At 69.3% G+C, this 19282-nt stretch carries 20 protein-coding genes and 1 pseudogene; 6 read left to right on the forward strand and 15 right to left on the reverse strand.

Going from position 1 to position 19282, the window contains the following annotated elements; all coding sequences use genetic code 11:
- Positions 1-102 precede the first annotated feature (102 nt).
- The 4 genes and pseudogenes from AC31A1_RS04725 to AC31A1_RS04740 form a co-directional block, all read right to left on the reverse strand.
- The gene (locus tag AC31A1_RS04725) at positions 103-906 is read right to left on the reverse strand and encodes an IclR family transcriptional regulator (protein WP_489651981.1); all 804 of its coding nucleotides are present in this window, start codon (positions 904-906) and stop codon (positions 103-105) included.
- A 39-nt stretch (positions 907-945) separates the two neighbouring features.
- Positions 946-1473, reverse strand: coding sequence for an IclR family transcriptional regulator (locus AC31A1_RS04730; RefSeq protein WP_489651997.1), 528 nt, complete (start codon positions 1471-1473; stop codon positions 946-948).
- Between the two features lie 75 nt (positions 1474-1548).
- Positions 1549-1677 (reverse strand): annotated as a pseudogene (locus AC31A1_RS04735) (helix-turn-helix domain-containing protein); the annotation flags it as partial.
- Positions 1678-1788: 111 nt separating this feature from the next.
- Positions 1789-2283 carry a VOC family protein gene (locus AC31A1_RS04740; protein ID WP_405846540.1) on the reverse strand — a complete coding sequence of 165 codons (495 nt, stop codon included), beginning with the start codon at positions 2281-2283 and terminating at the stop codon, positions 1789-1791.
- Between the two features lie 107 nt (positions 2284-2390).
- On the opposite strand from AC31A1_RS04740, the gene AC31A1_RS04745 reads away from it, so the two are divergent.
- Positions 2391-3230 (forward strand): fumarylacetoacetate hydrolase family protein, encoded by an 840-nt coding sequence (locus AC31A1_RS04745; RefSeq protein ID WP_489651982.1) that lies wholly within the window; start codon positions 2391-2393, stop codon positions 3228-3230.
- Between the two features lie 188 nt (positions 3231-3418).
- Positions 3419-4717 (forward strand): MFS transporter, encoded by a 1299-nt coding sequence (locus AC31A1_RS04750; protein WP_489651983.1) that lies wholly within the window; start codon positions 3419-3421, stop codon positions 4715-4717.
- A gap of 109 nt (positions 4718-4826) precedes the next feature.
- Here AC31A1_RS04750 and AC31A1_RS04755 read toward each other — a convergent pair whose 3' ends face one another.
- From AC31A1_RS04755 to AC31A1_RS04795, 9 genes are all read right to left on the reverse strand, one after another.
- Positions 4827-6269 carry an aldehyde dehydrogenase family protein gene (locus AC31A1_RS04755; protein WP_489651984.1) on the reverse strand — a complete coding sequence of 481 codons (1443 nt, stop codon included), beginning with the start codon at positions 6267-6269 and terminating at the stop codon, positions 4827-4829.
- The gene (locus tag AC31A1_RS04760) at positions 6266-7402 is read right to left on the reverse strand and encodes an NAD(P)-dependent alcohol dehydrogenase (protein ID WP_489651985.1); all 1137 of its coding nucleotides are present in this window, start codon (positions 7400-7402) and stop codon (positions 6266-6268) included. The genes AC31A1_RS04755 and AC31A1_RS04760 overlap by 4 nt, the downstream gene beginning before the upstream one ends.
- Before the next feature lie 72 nt (positions 7403-7474).
- Positions 7475-8566: a quinone oxidoreductase family protein gene (locus AC31A1_RS04765; protein ID WP_489651986.1), complete on the reverse strand. Its 1092-nt coding sequence runs from the start codon at positions 8564-8566 to the stop codon at positions 7475-7477.
- Positions 8563-10149, reverse strand: a complete 1587-nt coding sequence (locus tag AC31A1_RS04770) for a bifunctional 3-(3-hydroxy-phenyl)propionate/3-hydroxycinnamic acid hydroxylase (RefSeq protein ID WP_489651987.1) — start codon at positions 10147-10149, stop codon at positions 8563-8565. The genes AC31A1_RS04765 and AC31A1_RS04770 overlap by 4 nt, the downstream gene beginning before the upstream one ends.
- Positions 10146-11246 (reverse strand): alcohol dehydrogenase catalytic domain-containing protein, encoded by a 1101-nt coding sequence (locus tag AC31A1_RS04775; RefSeq protein WP_489651988.1) that lies wholly within the window; start codon positions 11244-11246, stop codon positions 10146-10148. Before AC31A1_RS04775 ends, AC31A1_RS04770 begins: the two co-directional genes overlap by 4 nt.
- A gap of 22 nt (positions 11247-11268) precedes the next feature.
- Positions 11269-12252 (reverse strand): cupin domain-containing protein, encoded by a 984-nt coding sequence (locus AC31A1_RS04780; RefSeq protein WP_489651989.1) that lies wholly within the window; start codon positions 12250-12252, stop codon positions 11269-11271.
- Positions 12253-12284: 32 nt separating this feature from the next.
- Positions 12285-13031 (reverse strand): dienelactone hydrolase family protein, encoded by a 747-nt coding sequence (locus AC31A1_RS04785; protein ID WP_489651990.1) that lies wholly within the window; start codon positions 13029-13031, stop codon positions 12285-12287.
- 86 nt (positions 13032-13117) lie between these two features.
- On the reverse strand, positions 13118-13846 hold the full coding sequence (locus AC31A1_RS04790; RefSeq protein WP_489651991.1) for a class II aldolase/adducin family protein: 729 nt from the start codon (positions 13844-13846) through the stop codon (positions 13118-13120).
- Positions 13843-14820, reverse strand: coding sequence for a TAXI family TRAP transporter solute-binding subunit (locus AC31A1_RS04795; protein WP_489651992.1), 978 nt, complete (start codon positions 14818-14820; stop codon positions 13843-13845). Before AC31A1_RS04795 ends, AC31A1_RS04790 begins: the two co-directional genes overlap by 4 nt.
- Before the next feature lie 202 nt (positions 14821-15022).
- Between AC31A1_RS04795 and AC31A1_RS04800 the strand changes: the two genes are divergently transcribed.
- Both AC31A1_RS04800 and AC31A1_RS04805 read left to right on the forward strand, forming a co-directional pair.
- Positions 15023-15478, forward strand: coding sequence for a MarR family winged helix-turn-helix transcriptional regulator (locus AC31A1_RS04800; protein ID WP_405846520.1), 456 nt, complete (start codon positions 15023-15025; stop codon positions 15476-15478).
- A 382-nt stretch (positions 15479-15860) separates the two neighbouring features.
- On the forward strand, positions 15861-16346 hold the full coding sequence (locus AC31A1_RS04805; RefSeq protein WP_489651993.1) for a nuclear transport factor 2 family protein: 486 nt from the start codon (positions 15861-15863) through the stop codon (positions 16344-16346).
- A 43-nt stretch (positions 16347-16389) separates the two neighbouring features.
- Here the strand turns inward: AC31A1_RS04805 and AC31A1_RS04810 are convergent, their stop codons facing one another.
- Positions 16390-17487: a DUF6537 domain-containing protein gene (locus AC31A1_RS04810; protein ID WP_489651994.1), complete on the reverse strand. Its 1098-nt coding sequence runs from the start codon at positions 17485-17487 to the stop codon at positions 16390-16392.
- 41 nt (positions 17488-17528) lie between these two features.
- Between AC31A1_RS04810 and AC31A1_RS04815 the strand changes: the two genes are divergently transcribed.
- Positions 17529-18182: an NAD(P)/FAD-dependent oxidoreductase gene (locus AC31A1_RS04815; RefSeq protein WP_489651995.1), complete on the forward strand. Its 654-nt coding sequence runs from the start codon at positions 17529-17531 to the stop codon at positions 18180-18182.
- Between the two features lie 174 nt (positions 18183-18356).
- Positions 18357-18821 carry a transposase family protein gene (locus AC31A1_RS04820; RefSeq protein ID WP_489651998.1) on the forward strand — a complete coding sequence of 155 codons (465 nt, stop codon included), beginning with the start codon at positions 18357-18359 and terminating at the stop codon, positions 18819-18821.
- Positions 18822-18840: 19 nt separating this feature from the next.
- Here AC31A1_RS04820 and AC31A1_RS04825 read toward each other — a convergent pair.
- A partial coding sequence (locus tag AC31A1_RS04825) for an acyl-CoA thioester hydrolase/BAAT C-terminal domain-containing protein (protein ID WP_489651996.1) occupies positions 18841-19282 on the reverse strand: 442 nt, incomplete at its 5' end.

A 19282-nucleotide genomic window follows, 5' to 3' on the forward strand; every position in this document is an offset into this window, starting at 1 on the left:
GACGATGCGTCGGCATGCGGCCATGCCGGTATCTGCTCGCGGGGAGGTCCCGTCCGCAGTCCGACGGGCCCCCGGTGGAGTGGCTGAATCTCCTACCGAATCTCAGTCCCCGACGACCGCCAGCTGGCCGCTGATGAGTTCAGCGGCACGGCGGACCGCTGTGACCACCTCGTCGAGCCGTCGGTCCGGGACCCTGTGTTCCAGTGCGGCGACGCTCAGCGCGGCCACCACGCCCCCGGACAACCCGCGTATCGGGGCGGCGATACCGAGGATGTCGGCGTCGAGTTCGCCCCGGCTGACGGTGAACCCGTCCTGCCGGATCTGAGTGAGCCGTGCCATGAGATCGTCGACGTCCGTCATCGTGCGCGCGGTGAACCGCTGCAGCCTCTGAGACTCCAGCAGCTCGCGGCACTCCTGCTCGGGCAGCCAGGCCAGCAGCGCCAGGGCGGAGGCCCCGGCATTGGCCGGGAGCACGCTGCCGCGTTCGTAGGAGATCCGCACCGGATGCTCCGCCTCGCATCGCTCCACGCAGATGGCAGCGCCTCCGGCACGGCGGGTCAGCAGTACCGTCTCGCCGACCTCACTACACAGCTCCCGCATCAGGGGCAGGGCGATCTCCGACAGCCCGTACCCCCGACGTGCCAGGCGCGCCAGTTCCAGAACACGCAGGCCGAGCCGGAACCCGCCCTGGGGGTCCTCTTCCAAAAAACCGCTGCCGACCAGGCTCTGGAGGTAGCGGTAAGCGGTCGAGCGTGCCGTCCCCAGAGCGGTCGCCACTTCCTGGCCGGAGAGGGACAGCTTGTCCTGCGAGAACAGTCCCAGGATGTCGAGCGCACGATCCGCGGTCGAGTTGCGTTCCCGGTACTGGCCCGCCGGAGTGGCCTTTTCTGACTTACGTCCTGTCATGCAGGACATCGTACGGGTACCGTGTGCAGCTTTTCGCGTTCAGCCGATCCCCATGCGCGCCGCTCGGAGCGAGAGGTCTTCGGCCGCCTGGCACACGCTCTCGATGTGGTGCGGCACTTCCCCTTGCGGCACCCGGTGGGAGAAGGCCGCCACACTGAGTGCACCGACAATGTTGCCGTTCTCCCCCCTCACCGGAGCCCCGATCCCGAGCACGTCGGGGTCGAGTTCGCCATGGCCCACCGCGTATCCCTGCTCCCGAATCTCGGTGAGGCGGGCACGCAGCGCCGCGGGATCGGCGTGGGTGGCGTCGGTGCAGCGGGGCAGCGGGCCGGCCAGGAGTTCGTCGAGTTCTGCCGCCGGCGCCCAGGCGAGCAGGGCCAGCGCGGAAGCTTCCGCGTTGATGGCCAGGATCTCCCCGCGCCCGTAGGAAAGGCGCAGCGAGGTGCCCGCGTCCTCGCGTTCCAGGCATACGACCGTGCCACCGGTTCTGCGGGTGAGCAGGGCGGGCATACCGGTGCGCTTCACCAGCCTGCGCATGATGGGCCGCGCCAGGTCCGACAGCCCCATGCCCTTGCGCGCCAGGCGCGCGAGATCGACGACCCGGGGCCCGAGCCGGAATCCGGAGCCGTCCCTCTCCTCCAGGAAGCCGTTGCCGGTCAGGCTCTGCAGGTACCGATAGGCGGTCGACCGGGCCACTTCGAGACGGGCCGCCACGTCGGCGGCGGAGAGGGCGAGCCGGTCGTCGTCGAACATGAGGAGGATGTACAGCGCCCGGTCGGCGGTCGCGTTCCGCCCTCGACGCCCTGCTCGATTCCTGTTTTTCGAGAGCTAGATCCTGGCATGCAGGCAACCTAGCCGGGAGGTGAGGCGGTCGGCTCTGATCTACTGGACCGGCTGGTACGCGGCGCCGCCGTCGCTCAGCAGCCGTTCGGCTTCCGCGTAGATCTCCTCCGGCGAGAGGCTGAAGTCCATGGTCTTGCGGAAGGGCTGCCGCACGTCTCGTTCGATGCGCAGGTAGACCTCGTTGCGGTTCCCCTCGGGGTCGAAGAAGTAGATCCCGAAGGCGTTGCCGTGCGTCACCTCCTGCTGAACCTCGACCCCTTCCTCCTCGAAGCGCCGGTGGAAGGTGCGGATGTCCTCGATCGACTCCACACGCCAGGAGATCTGGTGCTGCTGCTTGTCGCCGACGGGAGAGGTTCGTCCGGACTGGAGTACGAACTCGTGATGCTCCTCGTCGGGCCGCGCGCTGAAGAAGACGATCTGCAGACCCTCGTCCTCGTCCGTCACGCTCAGCCCCATGACGCGCTCATAGAAATCCCGCATCTTCGGCAGGTCGTAGACCCACAGCCCCGTGTGGCCGAGTCCGGTGATAGCCATGCCGCCACTTCCTTCATGTCTCATTTTACAGGACATAGGTCCTGCTTTTCGCAACTAGAGTACGATCGACCTCGGAATCAGTCAATGAAGGAAGAGGTGCACCAGATATGCGACTGGCGACTTTGCGGACGAGCGACGGAACCCGAGCCGCTCGGCGCGACGGGGACTCCTACGTCCTGCTCCCCCACGCGAACGTGGGGGACCTGCTGAACTCGGGCGCCGACTGGGCCAGGGCGGGCGCCGCTGCCGGAAGCGAGCGCGTCAGCGCCGCCGAGGCCGTCTTCGCCCCCGTGGTGCCGCATCCGAACAAGATCGTCTGCCTCGGCCTGAACTACGCCACGCACATCAAGGAGATGGGACGGGACACCCCGCGCCACCCCACGCTGTTCGCGAAGTACGACGGCTCCCTCATCGGCGCCGACGACCCGGTCACCCTGCCCACGGTGAGCGACACCGTGGACTGGGAGGCGGAACTGGCCTTCGTCATCGGCCGGGCCGCCCACCATGTCCCGAAGACCGAGGCCCTCGATTACGTGGCCGGCTACACCGTCGCCAACGACGTGACGGTTCGCGAGTACCAGCGCCGCACCCGGGAGTTCCTGGCGGGCAAGACCTTCGAGGCGACCACGCCCCTGGGGCCCGAACTGGTCACCGCGGACGAGTTCGGTGGCAAGGAGCCGGACCTGGAGATCCGCTGCGAGGTGGACGGCGAGGTGATGCAGATCTCCCGCACGTCGGACCTGCTGTTCGGGATCGCGGACATCATCGCGTACATCAGCGACATCATCACGCTGCTGCCGGGCGACGTGATCCTGTCCGGCACGCCAGGAGGTGTCGGCGACGGGCGTGACCCCAAGGTCTACCTCAAGGAGGGCCAGACCCTCAGGACCGTCATCGAGGACCTGGGCGAGACCCGCAACGTGTGCGTCCGCGAGACGCGAGGCTGAGGCTCGTCCGCCGTGCGGAGCCGACGACGTCGAGCTCCGCACGCACATGGAACGTTGCACGAGTATTGCTTAACAGGACACTAGACCTGAAAATCAGGTCAACTGGGCGTCGTGATCACGCTGCGCCGGAGCACTCCCGGCCCGGTGCACGCTTCCTCGGTGGCGCCCCTCTCCATTAGGAGCCGCACGTGTCCTCGCTCTCCGCCTTCCCTGGCCCCTCCTCCCCAGGTGGCTCTCCCCTCCCGGCCAAGCCACTCGGCGTGCTGGCGCTGGCCTTCCTCATCCTCTTCATCGACGGCTACGACCTCTTCACCCTCGGCACGGTCGGACCCGCACTCCTGCGGCACGGTGCCTGGGGTAGTGAGATCACCGCAGGCACACTCGGCATGCTCGGAAGCGTCACCGGCATCGGCATGATTCTGGGATCGGCTGCGGCCGGTCGTGCAGGCGACCGGTTCGGCCTCCGGCTGCCGCTGGTCACCGCCCTGGCGTTGATCTCGGTGTCGATGCTGCTGTCGGCCCTCGCCCCGGGACTGCCGGTGTTCATCGGCGCCCGCGTCCTCACTGGCCTCGGGGTCGGCGCCCTGGCCCCCCTCGTGGGGGCTTTCGTCACCGCCCGCGCTCCGCGGCGGCGCCGGACGCTGTACATCGCCGTCGCTATGGCAGCCCTCGGCCTCGGCGGGGCCGTCTCCGCCTATCTCGGTCGCGCGCTGCTGCCAGAGACGGACTTCCGGTGGATGTTCGCTCCCGGCGTCCTGCCTCTGCTTCTCGTCCCGTTCCTGCTGCGGTTCCTGCCGCAGCAGGAACCTCCGGCGGCGAACGCGTCGCGGAGCACGGACCCGGCCTACCGTTCCCGGGCTCTGCTGGACAAGGACCGCCGCCGCGTCACGGTGCTGCTGTGGGTGGCGTCCTTCATGTCCATCGCCCTGATCTACTCCACGAGCAACTGGCTGCCCTCCGTCATGCTGAAGGCGGGGTACGACCTGAACTCGGCACTGGAGTTCTCCACCGCCTTCACGGTGGGCGCGAGCGTGGGGACCACAGCCCTGTCGCTGTTCGCCGACCGTGGTCATCTCCGCGTGGTGACACTGGGGGGATTCCTCCTGGCCGCGTGTGCGCTCCTCGCGCTGAGCACCCCCCAGCCACGTCCTGTCCTGCTGCTGCTCTCGGCACTGGCGGGAGTCGGCTCCCTGGGCACCCAGAGCCTGGTGGTGGGCTGCATGGCGGCGAGCTATCCGCCCCAGCTGATCGGCACCGGTATGGGCTTCGGCCTCGCGGTAGGACGGTTCGGCGCCATCGTGGGCCCGAGCTATCTCGCAGCCGTCACCACCTGGGTCGCCTCTCCCAAGGCCGGGTTCTACGCGTTCACCGTGCCGGCCGTGTTCGGAGCGGTGGCCGTGGCCTCCCTGCCGAGAACGCGGGCAGCGGAGCGGACACGGGTGCCCCTGGCCACTGCCCCCGATCCTCGGTCCCCGGTGACCGACTGACGTAAAGGCCTGCCTCAGGACAGTCGCGCCGCGGCCGGTGACACCGGCCGCGGCGCGAAGGTGACGTCCGCTGTGCGAGGGCCCCCGTGCCCCACCACGGTAGCCCTCGTCAGCCGACGCGGGGGGTGTGAACCAGATGCTTGATCTCCTGGAACTCCGCCAGAGCCCGGGGGCCGTTGAGCCTGCCGACGCCGCTCTGCTTGAATCCGCCTTCTTCGAACTGGTCGCGGATCACGCCCCAGCCGTTGATCCAGACGGTTCCGGCGTCGAGGCGCCGCCCGACCCGCAGCGGCCGGTCGACGTCCCGGCTCCAGACCGAGGCGGCGAGGCCGTACTCGGTGGCGTTCGCCCGGTGGACGGCATCGTCCTCGTCGTCGAACACCTCGAAGGTGGCGACCGGCCCGAACACCTCCCGCTGGATGAGCGGGGCCGCGAGGTCGTCCACCTCCACCAGACTCGGCCGCACGTAAGCGTCGTCACCCTCGGGGTCAAGCAACCCGCCTCGTACGAGAACCCGGCCGTAGTCGGCGGATTCGGCGATCAGGGAGTCGATGCGCAGGGCCTGCGCCCGGTCGATGACCGGGCCCAGGCCTGCTCCCGGATCCGCATCCGGGCCGACCGCGACCGCCTCCAGAGCGGTAATCAGCCGCCCGCGCAGCTCGTCGGCCACCGCCCGCTGGACGAGGATGCGGCTGCCGGCCATGCAGAACTGGCCGGAGAAGGTGGTGATGGCAGCGGTGAGCACGGGAACGACCGCGTCCAGGTCTGCGTCGTCGAAGACGACCATCGGGGACTTGCCGCCCAGTTCGAGCGAGCAGCCCTTCAGGTGCCGGGCGGCCTGCGCCATGATGACACGGCCGACGGCGGTCGAGCCGGTATAGCTGACGACGTCGGTACCGGGATCGGAGACGAGAAGGGGCGCGCCCTCGTTCCCCGACTCGGTGAAGGCGTTGACGACACCGGCCGGCAATGCGCCGGTCTCGGCGATGATCTCGTAGAGCAGGCCGTTGGTCAGCGCGGTCTGGGCGGGCATCTTCATCGCCACGGTGCAGCCAGCGGCCAGGGCCGGGGCGAAGGAGCGCACCGCCAGGATGACGGGAGAGTTCCACGGGACGATGACGGCGGCGACGCCGACGGGCTGGTGGATCGTCATCGAGTAACTGTGCGGGCTGGTTTCCGCGGCGCGGCCGGTGTCGGTCAGGGCGAGGGCGGCGTTGTAGCGCAGCTTGGGGATGGCGGAGTCGATCTCCATGGCCGCATCCGCTCGCCGTTTGCCGTTCTCAAAGGAGAGCAGATCGACCAGTTCGTCGCGCCGGGCGGACATCCGGTCGGCCAGCTCCGACAGGGCGCGGGCCCTCAGCTGCCGGTCGTGGGCCCAGGAGGTGTTGCTGAAGGCGCGGCGGGCCGCGTCGATGGCGTGGCGGGCGCTGACGGCTCCGGCATCGGCGAAGGTGCCGATGGCCTGTCCGGTGGCGGGTGCGCAGGCGGTGCCTGTCGCGTGTCCGTCGTGCCACTGGCCGTCGATCAGGTTGCGGGTGTGCGGCAGGCTCATCGTTCCTCCCCCGTCCGGTTGTCGAAGCAGATCACCGGTTTGATGGTGTGCCCGGAGCGGGCTTCGGTCACCGCTTGGTGGAGCCGGTCTTCGGCGTAGAAGCGGACGAACTTCTCGTAGGGCAGGCGTCCTTGGCGTGCCAGGTCGATGAGAGCGGGGATGAAGGTGGTGCGGTCGCTGCCGCCCTCGGTGACCCCGCGGATGGTGCGGCCGTCGATGAGGGCGTTGATGTCGAAGGAGGCCCGGCTGCCGGCGGAGGGGGCTCCGATGACGGCGACGGTTCCGTCGGCGGCGATGGCCGTGGCGGCGAGCTCCAGCAGCGAGGGGACGCCGGTGGTTTCCACGATGTACGTCAGGCCTCCGGGACCGGCCAGGTCGGCGAGACGGGACCGGAGATCTTCCTTGCTGCTGTCGATGGTGTGGGTGGCGCCGAGTTCGGTAGCCAGAGCCAGCCGCGACGGGACGACGTCCACGGCCACGATGGTGCGGGCGGGAGTGAGGCGGGCCGCCATGACGGCGGACAGTCCCACTGCCCCGGCGCCGAAGACGGCCACGCTGTCACCGTAGTGGGGCTTGAGCAGGTTCAGGATCGCTCCGGCTCCGGTCTGGATCCCGCAGCCGACGGGTGCCAGCAGGCTGAGTTCTTCCTCGTCCGCGACGTCGACCCGGACGACGCTCTGCGCGGAGACGACGGCGTGCCGGGCCAGCGAGGACTGTCCGAAGAACAGGCCGCCGAGCGGTGCGCCGTCCTCGGTGTGAATCGGTGTGGTGCCATCACCACGTGCGGCACGGAAGTTGAGGGGGAAGTACGTCTCGCAGGTGGTGGGACGGCCGGTGCGGCAGGCGTCGCAGTGGCCGCAGGAGTTGAAGGAGAGCACCACATGGTCTCCGGCGGCGATGCCGGCTACGTCGGCTCCTACGGCTTCGACGGTTCCTGCTCCCTCGTGGCCCAGAACTGCGGGAAGAGGGGTGGGCAGGCGTCCGGCCAGGACGGACAGGTCGGTGTGGCACAGGCCGGCTGCGACGAGGCGGACGAGGACTTCGCCGGGGCCGGGGTCGTCGAGGACGGCGCGTTCCCAGTGGAAGGTGTCCTCGCCGGTGCGGGCCACTGCGACGGTGGTGAGAGTGGGCAAGAGCTTCTTCTCTCGTGCGATGAGGAAACGCGGGTGGCCGGGTCAGGGCAGGACCCGGCCACCCGCGCGCTTTCAGGTCCCGGGTTTGAGGAGGATGCGCCCGGCGACGGTGGTGCCTCGTTCCATCAGTTCGTGGGCCTTCGCAGCATCGGCCAGCGGGAGGCGTGCCGCGATCCGTGAGTGCAGCCTGCCGTCGGCCAGGAGGGCCATCACGCGCAGAGCGTCCTCGTGCCGTGCTCCGCGGACGCCGACGATGTCGGCTTCCAGACGGGTGAGGTCGAAGACGGTGAACGGCATCGGGCCTGGCGGGTCCTGCTCGCCGGCCGCCGGGCAGAGCCTGCCGCCCAGTCGCAGCACGTCCAGGGCCAGGCGCAGGAGGTCGCGGTGGGTGGAGTAGTCGACCGCGTGGTCGACGCCCTGGCCGTGGGTGAGGTCCCGTACGGCGTGCCGAGCGACGTCGAGGTCGTCGGTGACGATCACCTCGGCACCGCAGACGGTACGCAGAGCGTCGGCTCGCTCAGCATGTCGGGTGGTGGCAATGACACGCAGGCCGAAGAGCTGGGCGAGTTGGATGGTGGCCAGGCCCATCGGGCCGGCAGCTCCGGTCACGAGCAGGGTGTCGCCCGCAGTGACCCGCAGCCGGTCACGCAGGACGCGGTGGCTGGTGCCGTAGGGCCACAGGGTGATGGCTGCCTGTTCCAGGTCGACATGGTCGGGCACCGGCAGGAAGAGTCGCTCGTCGCGCACTACGTACTCGGCGTAGGCACCCAGGCCCTGATGGCCGGGGATGGCGATGCCCGTGGAGAGGTTCCCCAGGCCCCGGTAGGTTTCCGGGGCATAGGGGTTCTCAGGGTGGACGACGGCCGCTACCCGGTCGCCCACGTGCAGCAGCCGGGTGTCGGGCCCAGCGGCGACGACCGTTCCTGCGGCTTCACGTCCCAGTTGTTGGGGCATGGGAAAGGGGTTGCGGCCCGGGAGTTTCGTGCCGGACTGCAGTCCGCGGCGGTACTTCAGATCCCAGCCCGAGACGGCGGCGGTGTCGACGGCCACCAGCACGTCGGTGGGGCCCAGGGCGGGCAGGGGCCGCTGTTCGTGGACGAGTTGCTCAGGGCCGCCGTGTTCGTAGACCCATACGGCGGCCGTGGTCGTCGGGATCGAGGTCACTGGGTGTTCCTGCGCAATGCCTCGGCAACGGCGGGAATGTCGTCGGGTCCCATGACGGCGGCGATGTAGCGGTCGGGTTTGACCAGGACGAACCGGTTGCGGGCCGGGGCGAGGGCTTCCTCCAGGCGACCGTCCGCGTCCGCGACGGCATCACGTGCGCCGGCCGCCGACGGGAGCCGGTCGCCCAGGAGGACGTCGATCCGTTTGATGCCCAGGGTGTCGTCCGGCCAGCTCGCGCTGTCGAAGTGCTGCCAGGCGGCGTCGGGGACGTCGACACCCAGCAGGGCGAAGGACTGTCCGAGGACCTCGTCCAGGAGCTGCGGACGCAGGCTCGGGGGGACCAGGACCCGCGGCTGCGGGAGCTGGGTGCCCGTCAGCGCGTGGTCACCGACGACCAGGCCGGCCTTGTGCCGGGCCTGCGGCCGGAACCGCATCTGGGTGAGGTAGCGCCGCCCCGGCGGTATGCGCAGGAGGGTACGGGCGGTGATGTCTCGTACCAGCGCGCGGCACCGGCCGGTGGTCATGACGACGTCACCGAGTCGTTCCGAGTAGCGGACCATCGCGGTGGCGTGGTGGCGCCGCTCCGCTTCGTAGGTGTCGAGCAGGCTCTCTCCGGCGCGGCCGTGCCACACGTCGTCGATCTTCCACGCGAGGTTCGCGGCGTCGCGGACCCCGGAGTTGAGTCCCTGGCCGGCGAAGGGCGGCATCATGTGCGCGGCGTCGCCCAGGAGCAGGACGTGTCCGTCGCGCCACCGGTCGGCGACGACGGCGTTGAAGGTGTAGGCGGTGCAGCGCTCCACCTGGTCCTCGGCGAGGGGCCGGTACGGGGCGACGAGACGGCGCAGGGTTTCGAAGTCGGGCCGGACGCCCTTCTCGCCCTCTCCCGGGTGGAGGAGGAACTCGTAGCGGCAGCGGCCGCCGCGGCCGGGGACGATGACGGTGGGCCGGTCGGGAGTGCCGTGGTGCATGCCGTAGCGCTCGTCGTGAGGGTCGCCGGTGGTGTCGGCGACCAGCCAGACTTCCTGGTGGCTGGTGCCGGTCATCCCGATATCACGCAGTTCGCGTGCGGTGGAACGTCCGCCGTCGCAGGCCAGGACCCAACTGACCTGGAGCGTTTCCGTTTCGGTGTGGCCCGGGGTGCGGACAGTGGCGGTGGCGCCGGCGGCGTCGGGGTTCTCTTCCGCGCTGATGAGTTCGGTGGAGAAGCGGATGTCCGCCTCGGGGCGGGACTTCAGCTCGTCCAGGAGCAGCTTTTCCAGTTCGGGCTGGGCGAACTGGTTCTTGAACGTGTAGCCCAGACGGTAGGGCTGCGGGCCGCGGGCGTGGAAGAGGGGCCGGCCCTTGCGGTCGTAGTAGCGGGTGCCGGTACCGGGCACGACGATTTCCAGGACCCTGTCCGCGAGACCTGCCGTCTGGAGGGTCCGCAGGGACTCGTCGTCCAGGCTGATGGCCTTTGCCTCGTCACTGGTGGAGGCGTTGCGCTCGACCACGATGAGGGGAACGCCGCGGGCCGCGAGGAGGTTGGCGACGGTGAGGCCGACGGGGCCGCCGCCGACGACGAGTACGGGGTGGCGCGGATTCACGGGTTGACCACCGCCATCCAGATCGGCTCCGTCCGGCTCTGCAGCGCGGCGACGGCTTCGTCCGCTGCGGCCAGGGGGTAGCGGTGGGTGATGAGCCCCTCCGCGTCCAGCGCGCCCCGCTCCAGCAGGGTGAGGGCTTCCCGGGCGTCCGTGCGGGTGCAGGCGCGGGTGCCGACGATGCGCCAGCAGTTGACCATGACGGCGCTCATGGGGAACAGCAGCGGACTGCGGTTGGCGCCCATGTGCACGAGGCTTCCGCCGGTCGCGAGTGCGGCGAGCGCCTGGGAGGTGGCCGGTCCGTCCGGTACGAAATCGAGGACCGCGTCCGCGCCCTGCGGGACCAGCGCGCGCAGGGCGCGGGTGAGGCCGCCTTCCTTCGCCCAGCTCGCCGGCAGTTCCTCAAGTGCCACGATGTCGGTGTGTACGTCACCGGCGAGCGGCCGGACCGCATCCAGCCGCTCGGCGCTGCGTCCGACGAGGACGAGACGGGAGACGCCGAAGTGCCGGGCGAGCTTGACGGTGGCGGTGCCCATCGTGCCGGTGGCGGCGGTGACCACGAGAGTGGCGCCCAGCGGCAGATCGGCGCACTTGAGGGCACGTACGGCGTTGGCGAGGTCGTGGACCTTGGCGCCGACGTCGAAGGACACGCTGTCGGGCAGCGGGTCGACGAGCCAGTGCGGTACCCGGATGTACTCGGCCAGGCCGCCGTCGTGGTAGCGGTCGTACAGCGGCATGGGAACGTCACCGAACGCGGCGTGCCCGATCATCGCCTGCTGCGGGCACATCATGTCCCGGTCGGAGCGGCAGTATCCGCAGGTACGACAGTTGAGGTTGGGGTGCACCCGCACACGGGTGCCGATGCCGACTCCCTCCACCTCGCTGCCGACGGCGGCGACGGTGCCGGCGGCCTCGTGCCCGAGTGTGCTGGGCAGGTGCTTGAAGGCGCCCTGGGCGAGCAGGGTCATCATCCCGGGCGCGAGGCCGGCGGAGGCCACTTTCACCAGGACGTCCTGGGGCCCGGGCTCAGGGATGGCGATCTTGTGCAGGTGCAGCGCGTCGGAGCCCTTCTGGGCGCGCGCGGCGAGCATGGCATTCATGTGGTGCGGCTCCTACGTCGTTTCAGTGCTGCAGCGCGGCCAGGCGTTCGGGGGTGTATGGCTCGGCGGTCCTGGTCGTTTCGGCGATCTGCGGGAGCTCGCGGTCGGAGAACAGCGTGATGTGCTCGCTCGCCTCGGCGCACACGCTCGTGTACGCGATACCGAGCGGGATACGGACGAAGTCGCCCGGCCCCAGGTCGACGATGCCGCGCTGGCTGACCAGAGTGCGGCGGCCGCCGATCTGGTACTGGATCTCGTCGGCGTCCAGGGTGCGCCGGTAGACACGCTCGCTCTCGGGGCGCAGCCGTACGGAACCCAGACGGAAGCCAGCGGAGCGGTACAGCCAGGTCATGCCGACGTCGTCGGTCCCGGTGAGGACGCTGAGGCGTTCCTTCTCGGCGTGTACCTGTTCCAGCAGTCGCTGTTCGTCGACGGGGGCGACGGTGATGTCATGGCCGGGCGTGCCCATGCACTGGGTGACCGCCTCGTTGATGTTGCCTGGTTCCCAGCCGGGGAAGGGCGGGAACACTGCTTCGGACCGCCTGACCGGCGGGCGTTCCTCGCTGACGGGGGCGGGTGTGTAGAAGAGCAGGTGGCTCTCACGCCGCCCGTAGTTGTCGTGGGCGACACCGCGGGGCAGCCGGGAGAACTCCCCGGGCCGGTGCTCGACGGTGCCGAGTTCTGTCATCAGGGTGCGCTCGCCGGCGATCTGGTAGGAGATCTCGTCGACGTCGCAGTTGCGGTGGTAGAAGGGCTGCCGGTTGTCCATGGTCTGCCATTCGACGCGGACCTGGTCGCTCTCGTAGATGCCACGCGGTGGGGCGAACGGCACGGATTCGTACGCGTGGGGGAAGTGCACCACGCTCAAGGGCTCGTGATCGCGCCAGAGTTTCACCGGGAAGGGATTGGGGTGCGGCGGGGAGAGCAGAAGGTGCTCGTCCCGCTCGACGGTGCGGGAGGGCTGGTCGGAACAGACGACCGTGATGACTTCGGTGACGGTACCCATGAAACGTCCTTGTTTCGTCGGTGGGAGTGTGGTCAGGAGGCTGCGGGAAGGTACTCGTCGAGGAAGGCATGGGTGCGCTGCCAGGCGGTCTTCGCGCTGTCCTCGACGTACATGTGGGGCCGGGCGTCGCAGGCGAAGGCGTGCCCGGCACCTTCGTAGATGTAGCTCTCGAAGTGAACGCCCGCGGCGGTGAGGGCCCCCTCGATGGCCGCTACCTGGTCGCTGGGGATGGTGGGGTCCTCGGCGCCGACGTGGAGCATCATGGGGGCGTCGATGTTCGCGGCCCGGTTCAGGACCGCGTGCTGGCCGGCTGCGATGCCCGGGCCGTAGAAGACGACGGTGGCGCCGAGGCCGCGGATGCCGGTGGCGGCGGTGAAGGCGGCGCGGCCTCCGAAGCAGAACCCGTGGATCGCCGTACGGGAGGCGGGCACGTTCTCCTTCTCGGCGAGGTGCGTCAGGACGGCTTCGATGTCGGTGACGATCGCGTCCGGTCCGATGGCACCGATCAGAGGCATGGCCTCGGCGTGCTGCTCGTAGGCGAGGGTGCCGACACCGTTGCGGTGGAACAGGTCCGGAGCCAGGGCGAGGAAGCCACGAGCGGCGTAGCGGCAGGCGATGTCCTGGATGTGGTCATTGACCCCGAACGCCTCCTGCAGGACGACCACGGCCCGGTTCGCGGGCTGTGCGGGCCGCGCGGCGAAGACGCGCATCGGTCCGTCCCCGGTGGAGAGGGTTGTCCAGTCGGTCACCGTGGTGGCGGAGTTGGGCTGGTCGGTCATGGCACAAGTCCTTCTGCTGTGAATCGGGGAATCGGTGTGACGGGGTCACACCCTTCTGAGAAGTGCGGAAGCTGCGGCGCCCGGCGTCAGGCTGGGCGAGAAGACGAGCCGCCCGAGGCGAGCGTGGTGGCCGCCTTCCGGACGAGGTAGCGGTAGCCGGCCTCCAGCTGGCTGTCGGGCCAGCACTGGGCACGTTTGGCGCGGGCCTCCGCGGCGTCGGAGTGGCCGACCGCCTGACCAGCCGCCCGGGCCCGCAGCTGGATGGCGCAGGCACTGTCGAGCAGTACGGCGTGCATCACGGCCGCCGCTGCGGTGGATCCGGCGGCCACGAGCCCGTGCTTGGGCATGAGGGCGGCGGGAGCCTCGCCAAGGGCCGTGGCGAGCTTCTCCCCCAGCTCGGGAGTGCTGACGAGCCCTCCCGTCTCCCTGAACCTCGGCACATCCTCACCCCCGAACAGGGCGCCCTCGTGGGAGAGCGGCAGAAGGGGCACATCAAGGGCGGCGAACGCGATGGCCGACTCCGCGTGGGTGTGCACGCTGCAGTGCGCTTGTGGGTGAGCGCGCAGCACCTCCAGGTGGATGTGGCACTCCTTGTGCGGAGTGCCGTCGCCGATGAGCACCTCGGCTTCGTACGAGACGAGTTGCAGCCGGTCGTCGCGGACTTCTTCGAGGCCCCAGCTCGGGGCTTTGATCCAGATGCCGCGGCCGTCCGGGTCGCGCACGGCGGCGTGCCCCCAGACCATGTCGCCCTGGCCAGCCGCGGCCAGGGCATGGGAGGCTTCCACGGCGAGCCTGCGGGCCTGGGCGGGTGTCATGCGGTGGGCAGGGCGTCGTAGTAGCGGGCGGCGCCGGGGTGCAGGGGGATCGTGGTCCTGCCCATGGTGACGGGGTCGAGCGGGTAGGTGATGGGGCTGCGTTCCGGAGCCAGGTGCCGGTACTGCCCTTCGATGAGGTGCCGCGTCTCCCCCAGTACCCACGCGATGGCGTAGGCCACGTCCTCGGCCAGGTCGGCGCGGGTACACACGAGGAAGTCCGAGAAGTCGAGGGTCTTGAAGGCCGTCCGGTCGGGGAAGTACTCGTCGTCGACGACTGCCGCCGGCCAGCCGAAGTCGTCATGGAGGCTGTCCAGGACATCGTCCTCGACTTCGAGGAAGTTGAAGTGGCGGCCGATCTCCTGCCACGCGGGCAGCATGATCGCCTCATGGACGATGGCGTTCGCCCGTCCCTCCGTCGCGTGGTCCAACGACTCGAACGGCCGCTCGTCCTCGAGCAGTTCGCCGCCCCAGCCGACTACGTCGACGCCCGCACGTGTCAGAAGCTCGTGGGCGGCCAGTCCCACGTGGTTGACGCCGTCATGGACCGAGGTGGCGAGCCGCAGGGCGGGCTTGCTCTGACGCAGTTCGGCGAAAGTAGTGACGGCGAGGTCCTTGTGCACGGCCACGACCAGGCGGTCCCGCTGCGGCACCACCCCGAGAGCGCGCAGTTCCGGGAAGAACTCGTCCGCGTAGACGCCACGGCCGTCGAGCGCCGCGGCGGCGAAAGCCGTCGGTGTGGTGAGGGCGACCTGCACCTCTCCCCGGCCTACGGCCCGTACCGCGTCGCTGAAGCCCCGGCTGTTCCACGTGGCGATCCGGGTGTGGGGCCCGCAGCGGTCCGCGAGCTCCTGGGCGATCCATCCGCAGACCCGGTGCAGGTTCGCGGTGCCCCAGTCGCCGCGCAGATGCAGGGTGAGAGAGCGTTCGATCTTCGGCTCGGCCGGTCGGCCGGTCGAAGCGTTGGAGGGACTCATGACGGCTCCAGTCCTGAAAAGAAGGACTCGTGTCCTGCTTTACGGTCAGCATAGAAGGCGAAACACCAAGATGCGAGAGAGAGGGTGTGTAAATCTAGGACTATACCTCTAATGCTAGAGTTATTCCCTCTCGCCCTTCCGTCAAGTCGACCGCGCAGCTCGACCGGCGATACAGCTCTAGCTTTAGAGGTATAGTGAGTGCGTGACCGAGCGAGAGCCCGAACGGCTACCCGATGACCTGATCCGCCTTGCGTGGACGCTGCACCGGGCGCTCCGTCAGCGCCAGACGCCGCCGACCGGCCAGCCGACCCGCCCGCTCGCCCAAGTGGAGGTTCTGCGCCTCATCGACAGCCGGCCGGGCATCAGCGTCCGCGAGATCGCCACCACTCTGAGCATGCAGCCCAACAACGTGAGCACTCTCGTCACCCAGCTGACCCGCGACGGCTTCATCGACCGCCGCCCCAGCGCACACGACCGACGGTTCGTGGAACTGCACCCTACAGGGAAGATGATCACGGCCGGCAACGAAGTCAACGAGGGCCTGAGCAAGGCGATCGCGGAGGCTCTGCAGCAGCTACCGGCCGGGGCCGAGCAACGCATCAGCGCCGCACTGCCTGACCTGTGGGACCTGGCACGCACCCTGGCGCCAACCCCATAAGCGCCACTTCCCACCCCGCAGCCACACCCTTCACACTGCCGACGCCGACGTCGCGACATCAGGTCTGGAGCAGGCGGTCCATCCGCAAGGATCGTGCCCCGGTCACGGGATCCGCCTCGGCCGTTCGTCTCCTGGAAATCCTTCGGCCGGCCCCGGGCCGCGCGGGGCGGTCGTCGCGACAGCTGGGCGGGCCGGGGCCAGGCGTGGGCACGGGCGGCCGACGGGCTGAGGACCTCCCGCGCCCACCTGCTCACATAGTCCGATGCGCCCCGTTACCACCGGTCGGCCGGGTCTCCGGTCTTCTGGTCACAGCGCAGCACCGCCGGCACGATGACAGCGAGCTCCCCGGCAGAGGCGCTCGACTCACCCGCGGACACTACCCATGACGTCCGGATTCCTGTGGCCGGCGATGCACGGCGGTCCCCAGCAGGACATCTGCGGGCTGACCTTCGGCCAGGTTGTCGGCGACCGTCTTCGTCCCGTCCCGCCCGATGAAGGTCCCCCGAGCACCCATGACGAAGTCGCCACGGCCTTCCGTGCCTACCTGCAAGCAATGCTCGACGGCGATACCGGCGCCCTGGACAACCTGCTCGCCGACGGCTGCACCCTCACCCACGTCACCGGTTACATGCAGCCCAAGGACGAGTGGCTGTCGCAGATGCGTGCCGACCAGTTCCTCTACCACCGGGTCGAGGAAAAGAGCGTGGCTGTCGAGGTCGAGGGCAACACAGCCCGCGTCTCCGGCCGCTTCATCACCGACGCAACGATGTACGGCACCCGCGCGAACTGGCGCCTGCAGATGACCATGGACTACGCCCACGAGGACGACACGTGGACCGCAGTCCGCTCAGCCGCCACGACTTGGTGAGCCTTGAGCACGCCCTGTCCGCCCTGGACCAAGTCGGCTTGGTTCACCGCTCCGGCGACCCGCTCGCCGTCTTGTCGAGCGTGCCGAGTCGGTGACTCGCGCCGAACTCGCCGCGCAGCCGCGTGAGTTCCTCCCGGTAGCGGTGTACGTTCTGCACCTTGATCTGCTCGTAGCCCCTGACCAAGTCTGGGAGCGAGGCTATTTCGGCGGCGGGCGTCAGGGTGAGCGGGCTGAGCCGGGGCAGCAGTTCTTCGATCTCCCGCCGGTACTGCACGATGAGTTCGCGCTCCATGCGGCGCACCGGGTGATAGCCGAAGACATCCAGGCGAGAGCCGCGGAGGTGGCGTGCGGCGTACAGCAGGCGGAACATCGGACGGGCCTTCGCACCGAACGAGATTTTCCGCTTGAGTCCCATCGCACGCAGCAACGGCGGGTGCAGTTTGACCCGGTACGCCGCGTCGGTGCCGAACTCGTGCCGGACGGAGGCGTCGAACGTCTCGTCGAGGACGAGCCGGGCGACCTCGTATTCGTCCTTGTAGGCCATCAGCTTGTACAGGTACGTCGCCACCGCCTCGGCCAGCTCGGTGGACCCCGGGACCGTAGCCTCTTCGGCGGTGCGCACCTTCTCCACGAAGGTGACGTACTCCCGCGCGTACGGCAGATCCTGGTAGACGACGAGTTCAGCGGTGCGACGTGCGACGAGTTCGGGGAGCCGTGAGCTGTCCGCCGCCCGAACCATGGCCACCAGGCATGCCACGTCGCCGGAGGGGGTCGGTGTGACAGTGGGCGGTGCGTCGTCTGGCGCGAGTACGGCTTGGAGGGTTTCTGGGTTTGCCACGGCCTGGCGTCCCCGGCGGAAGGCCTGGATGTTGGTGGCCGCCGAGGCGCCGTTGAGCGTGATGGCGTGCTCAAGTGCCTTCGCGGTGATGGGGAGCCGGCCGAGCTGGAACGCCGCGCCGACCAGGATCATGTTGGCGTACTGCTCGCTTCCGAAGAGCGCCTGGGCCAGGCGGTCGGCGTCGAGGGACACGGTGCGGGCCACCGTGCTGTCGACGGCGCTGCGGATGGCGCTCTGCTCGGAGAAGCGGATCGAGGTGTCGACAACCATGTGCCCGGTGGGGATCTGAGCGGTCGACAGCACGGCCACCGTCTTGTCGGCCGACGCCGCCTTGAGGAGAACCGGTGCTGAACAGCCCTATCAAGCACGGCCTGTTCTTCCCGGACGACCGCCAGGTAGAGCCCGACTCCCTCACCCAGGGCCTGCTCAAGCGGTGCGGCGAACTCGGCGTCGAGATCCACGAACACACCCCCGTACAACGCTTCCTGCGCCAGGGCGACGCCGTGACCGGCGTGCTCACCGACAAGGGTGAGTACCGGGGCGACAACCTGCTGCTGGCCGGCGGGGTGTGGACCGCCCGTATGACCACCCAGCTCGGTGTCCCCCTGCCGATCCGGCCGGGCAAGGGTTACAGCGTCGACTACTCTCCGTCTCCGGTGCCGCTGCGCACGCCCCTCACGCTGGAGGACGCCCGGGTCGCGGTGACCCCGCTGAACGGCTTCCTGCGGCTGGCGGGCACCATGGAGTTCGGCGGCCTGGAGGAGAACATCAACCCCCGGCGCATCGCCGCCATCAAGCAGGCCGCGGCCGGCTCCCTCACCGGCTGGGACAACCCGCCCGGAGAGGCCAGTCCGTGGGCCGGGCTGCGCCCGATGACCCCGGACGGCCTGCCGATCATCGGCCGCCTCGATCCCCTCCCCAACGTCTACGTCGCCTCGGGCCACGGCATGCTCGGACTCACCCTCGCTCCCGCCACCGCCGAGATCATCACCGCGTGACGGCAGCCGTGAAAAGCTGGCTCTTCGGCACTTTCCGTGAAGCCGTTGATCTTGGGGTAGCCCTTCCCGATGGGGGATCATGCTGCTGGCCTGCTGAAAGTCCTGTTCCCGTACCTGTCCGCCGTGCTCGTCGACCAAGTAGTCCGGGTCGGATGTGGCGTTCGTATCACCGCGATGTGCACGACGCCGACGGCTCAATGTTCCCACTGCGGTACGTCCTCGGGGCGGGTGCACAGCCAGTACGGACGAAGACTCGCCGACACGGCGGCTGGCGGGCAGCCGATGGTGATCGATCTGGGGGGCCGTCGCTTCTTCTGCGACAACCGCGACTGCGGGAAGAAGACGTTCGCGGAACAGGTCGAGGGCCTCACCTTCCGCTACGGGCGGCGGACCGTGCTCCTTCAACGGGCCCTGGAGCAGGTGGCGTTGATGCTTGGTGGGGCGGCTGGTGAGCGCCTTGCGACCAGATTGTCCATGCCGGTCAGCGGTTCCACCCTCCTGCGACTGACCAGGTCTGCCTCCATATGTGCCTCCGTCTCAAGCGGTTCGCAACGCAGTGGGAACCGGCGCCGGCCGACAGTTGACCGGGCCCGCATCGCCCCGGACGTGACCTCGGTCTTTCGGGATCCAGCTTCCTGACCAGTAACGCCCGGCAGGTTCAGAAGCCGCGGATGGCGGCTATCACGCGGGGCCAGGCGACCGCTCCCAGCGCTGCGCCAGCCTCGGGGATGCCACCGTGGTCAAAGTGGGTGGATGGAGGTGGCGCCACCTCGTGCGGGAAGATTATGCGGTGGCCCGCCCCAATATGGGTGATCACCCTAGTGTCCCGCCCAGCCGCCGTGCGCCGGTCAGCGAGTTCCTGGACGAACCGCAAGGACGGCCACATCCTGTCGGCGCCGCCCGCGACCAGCACCAGATCGGCGTCGGCCTTCTCGATCGGGATAGCCGCGGCGTCGAGGCGGTCCTCGCATGCTGTGAGACTGGATTCGTACCATTCGAGCACGGCGACCGGTCCGCCTGAAGGATGGTGTCCCGCGAAGTGGTGTAGCCGGTCAAGGTTCGTGAACGCGCGGGTGTCTGCCCGGGGCGTGCATCCGCTG

This window comes from Streptomyces sp. P5F9, assembly GCF_057961495.1.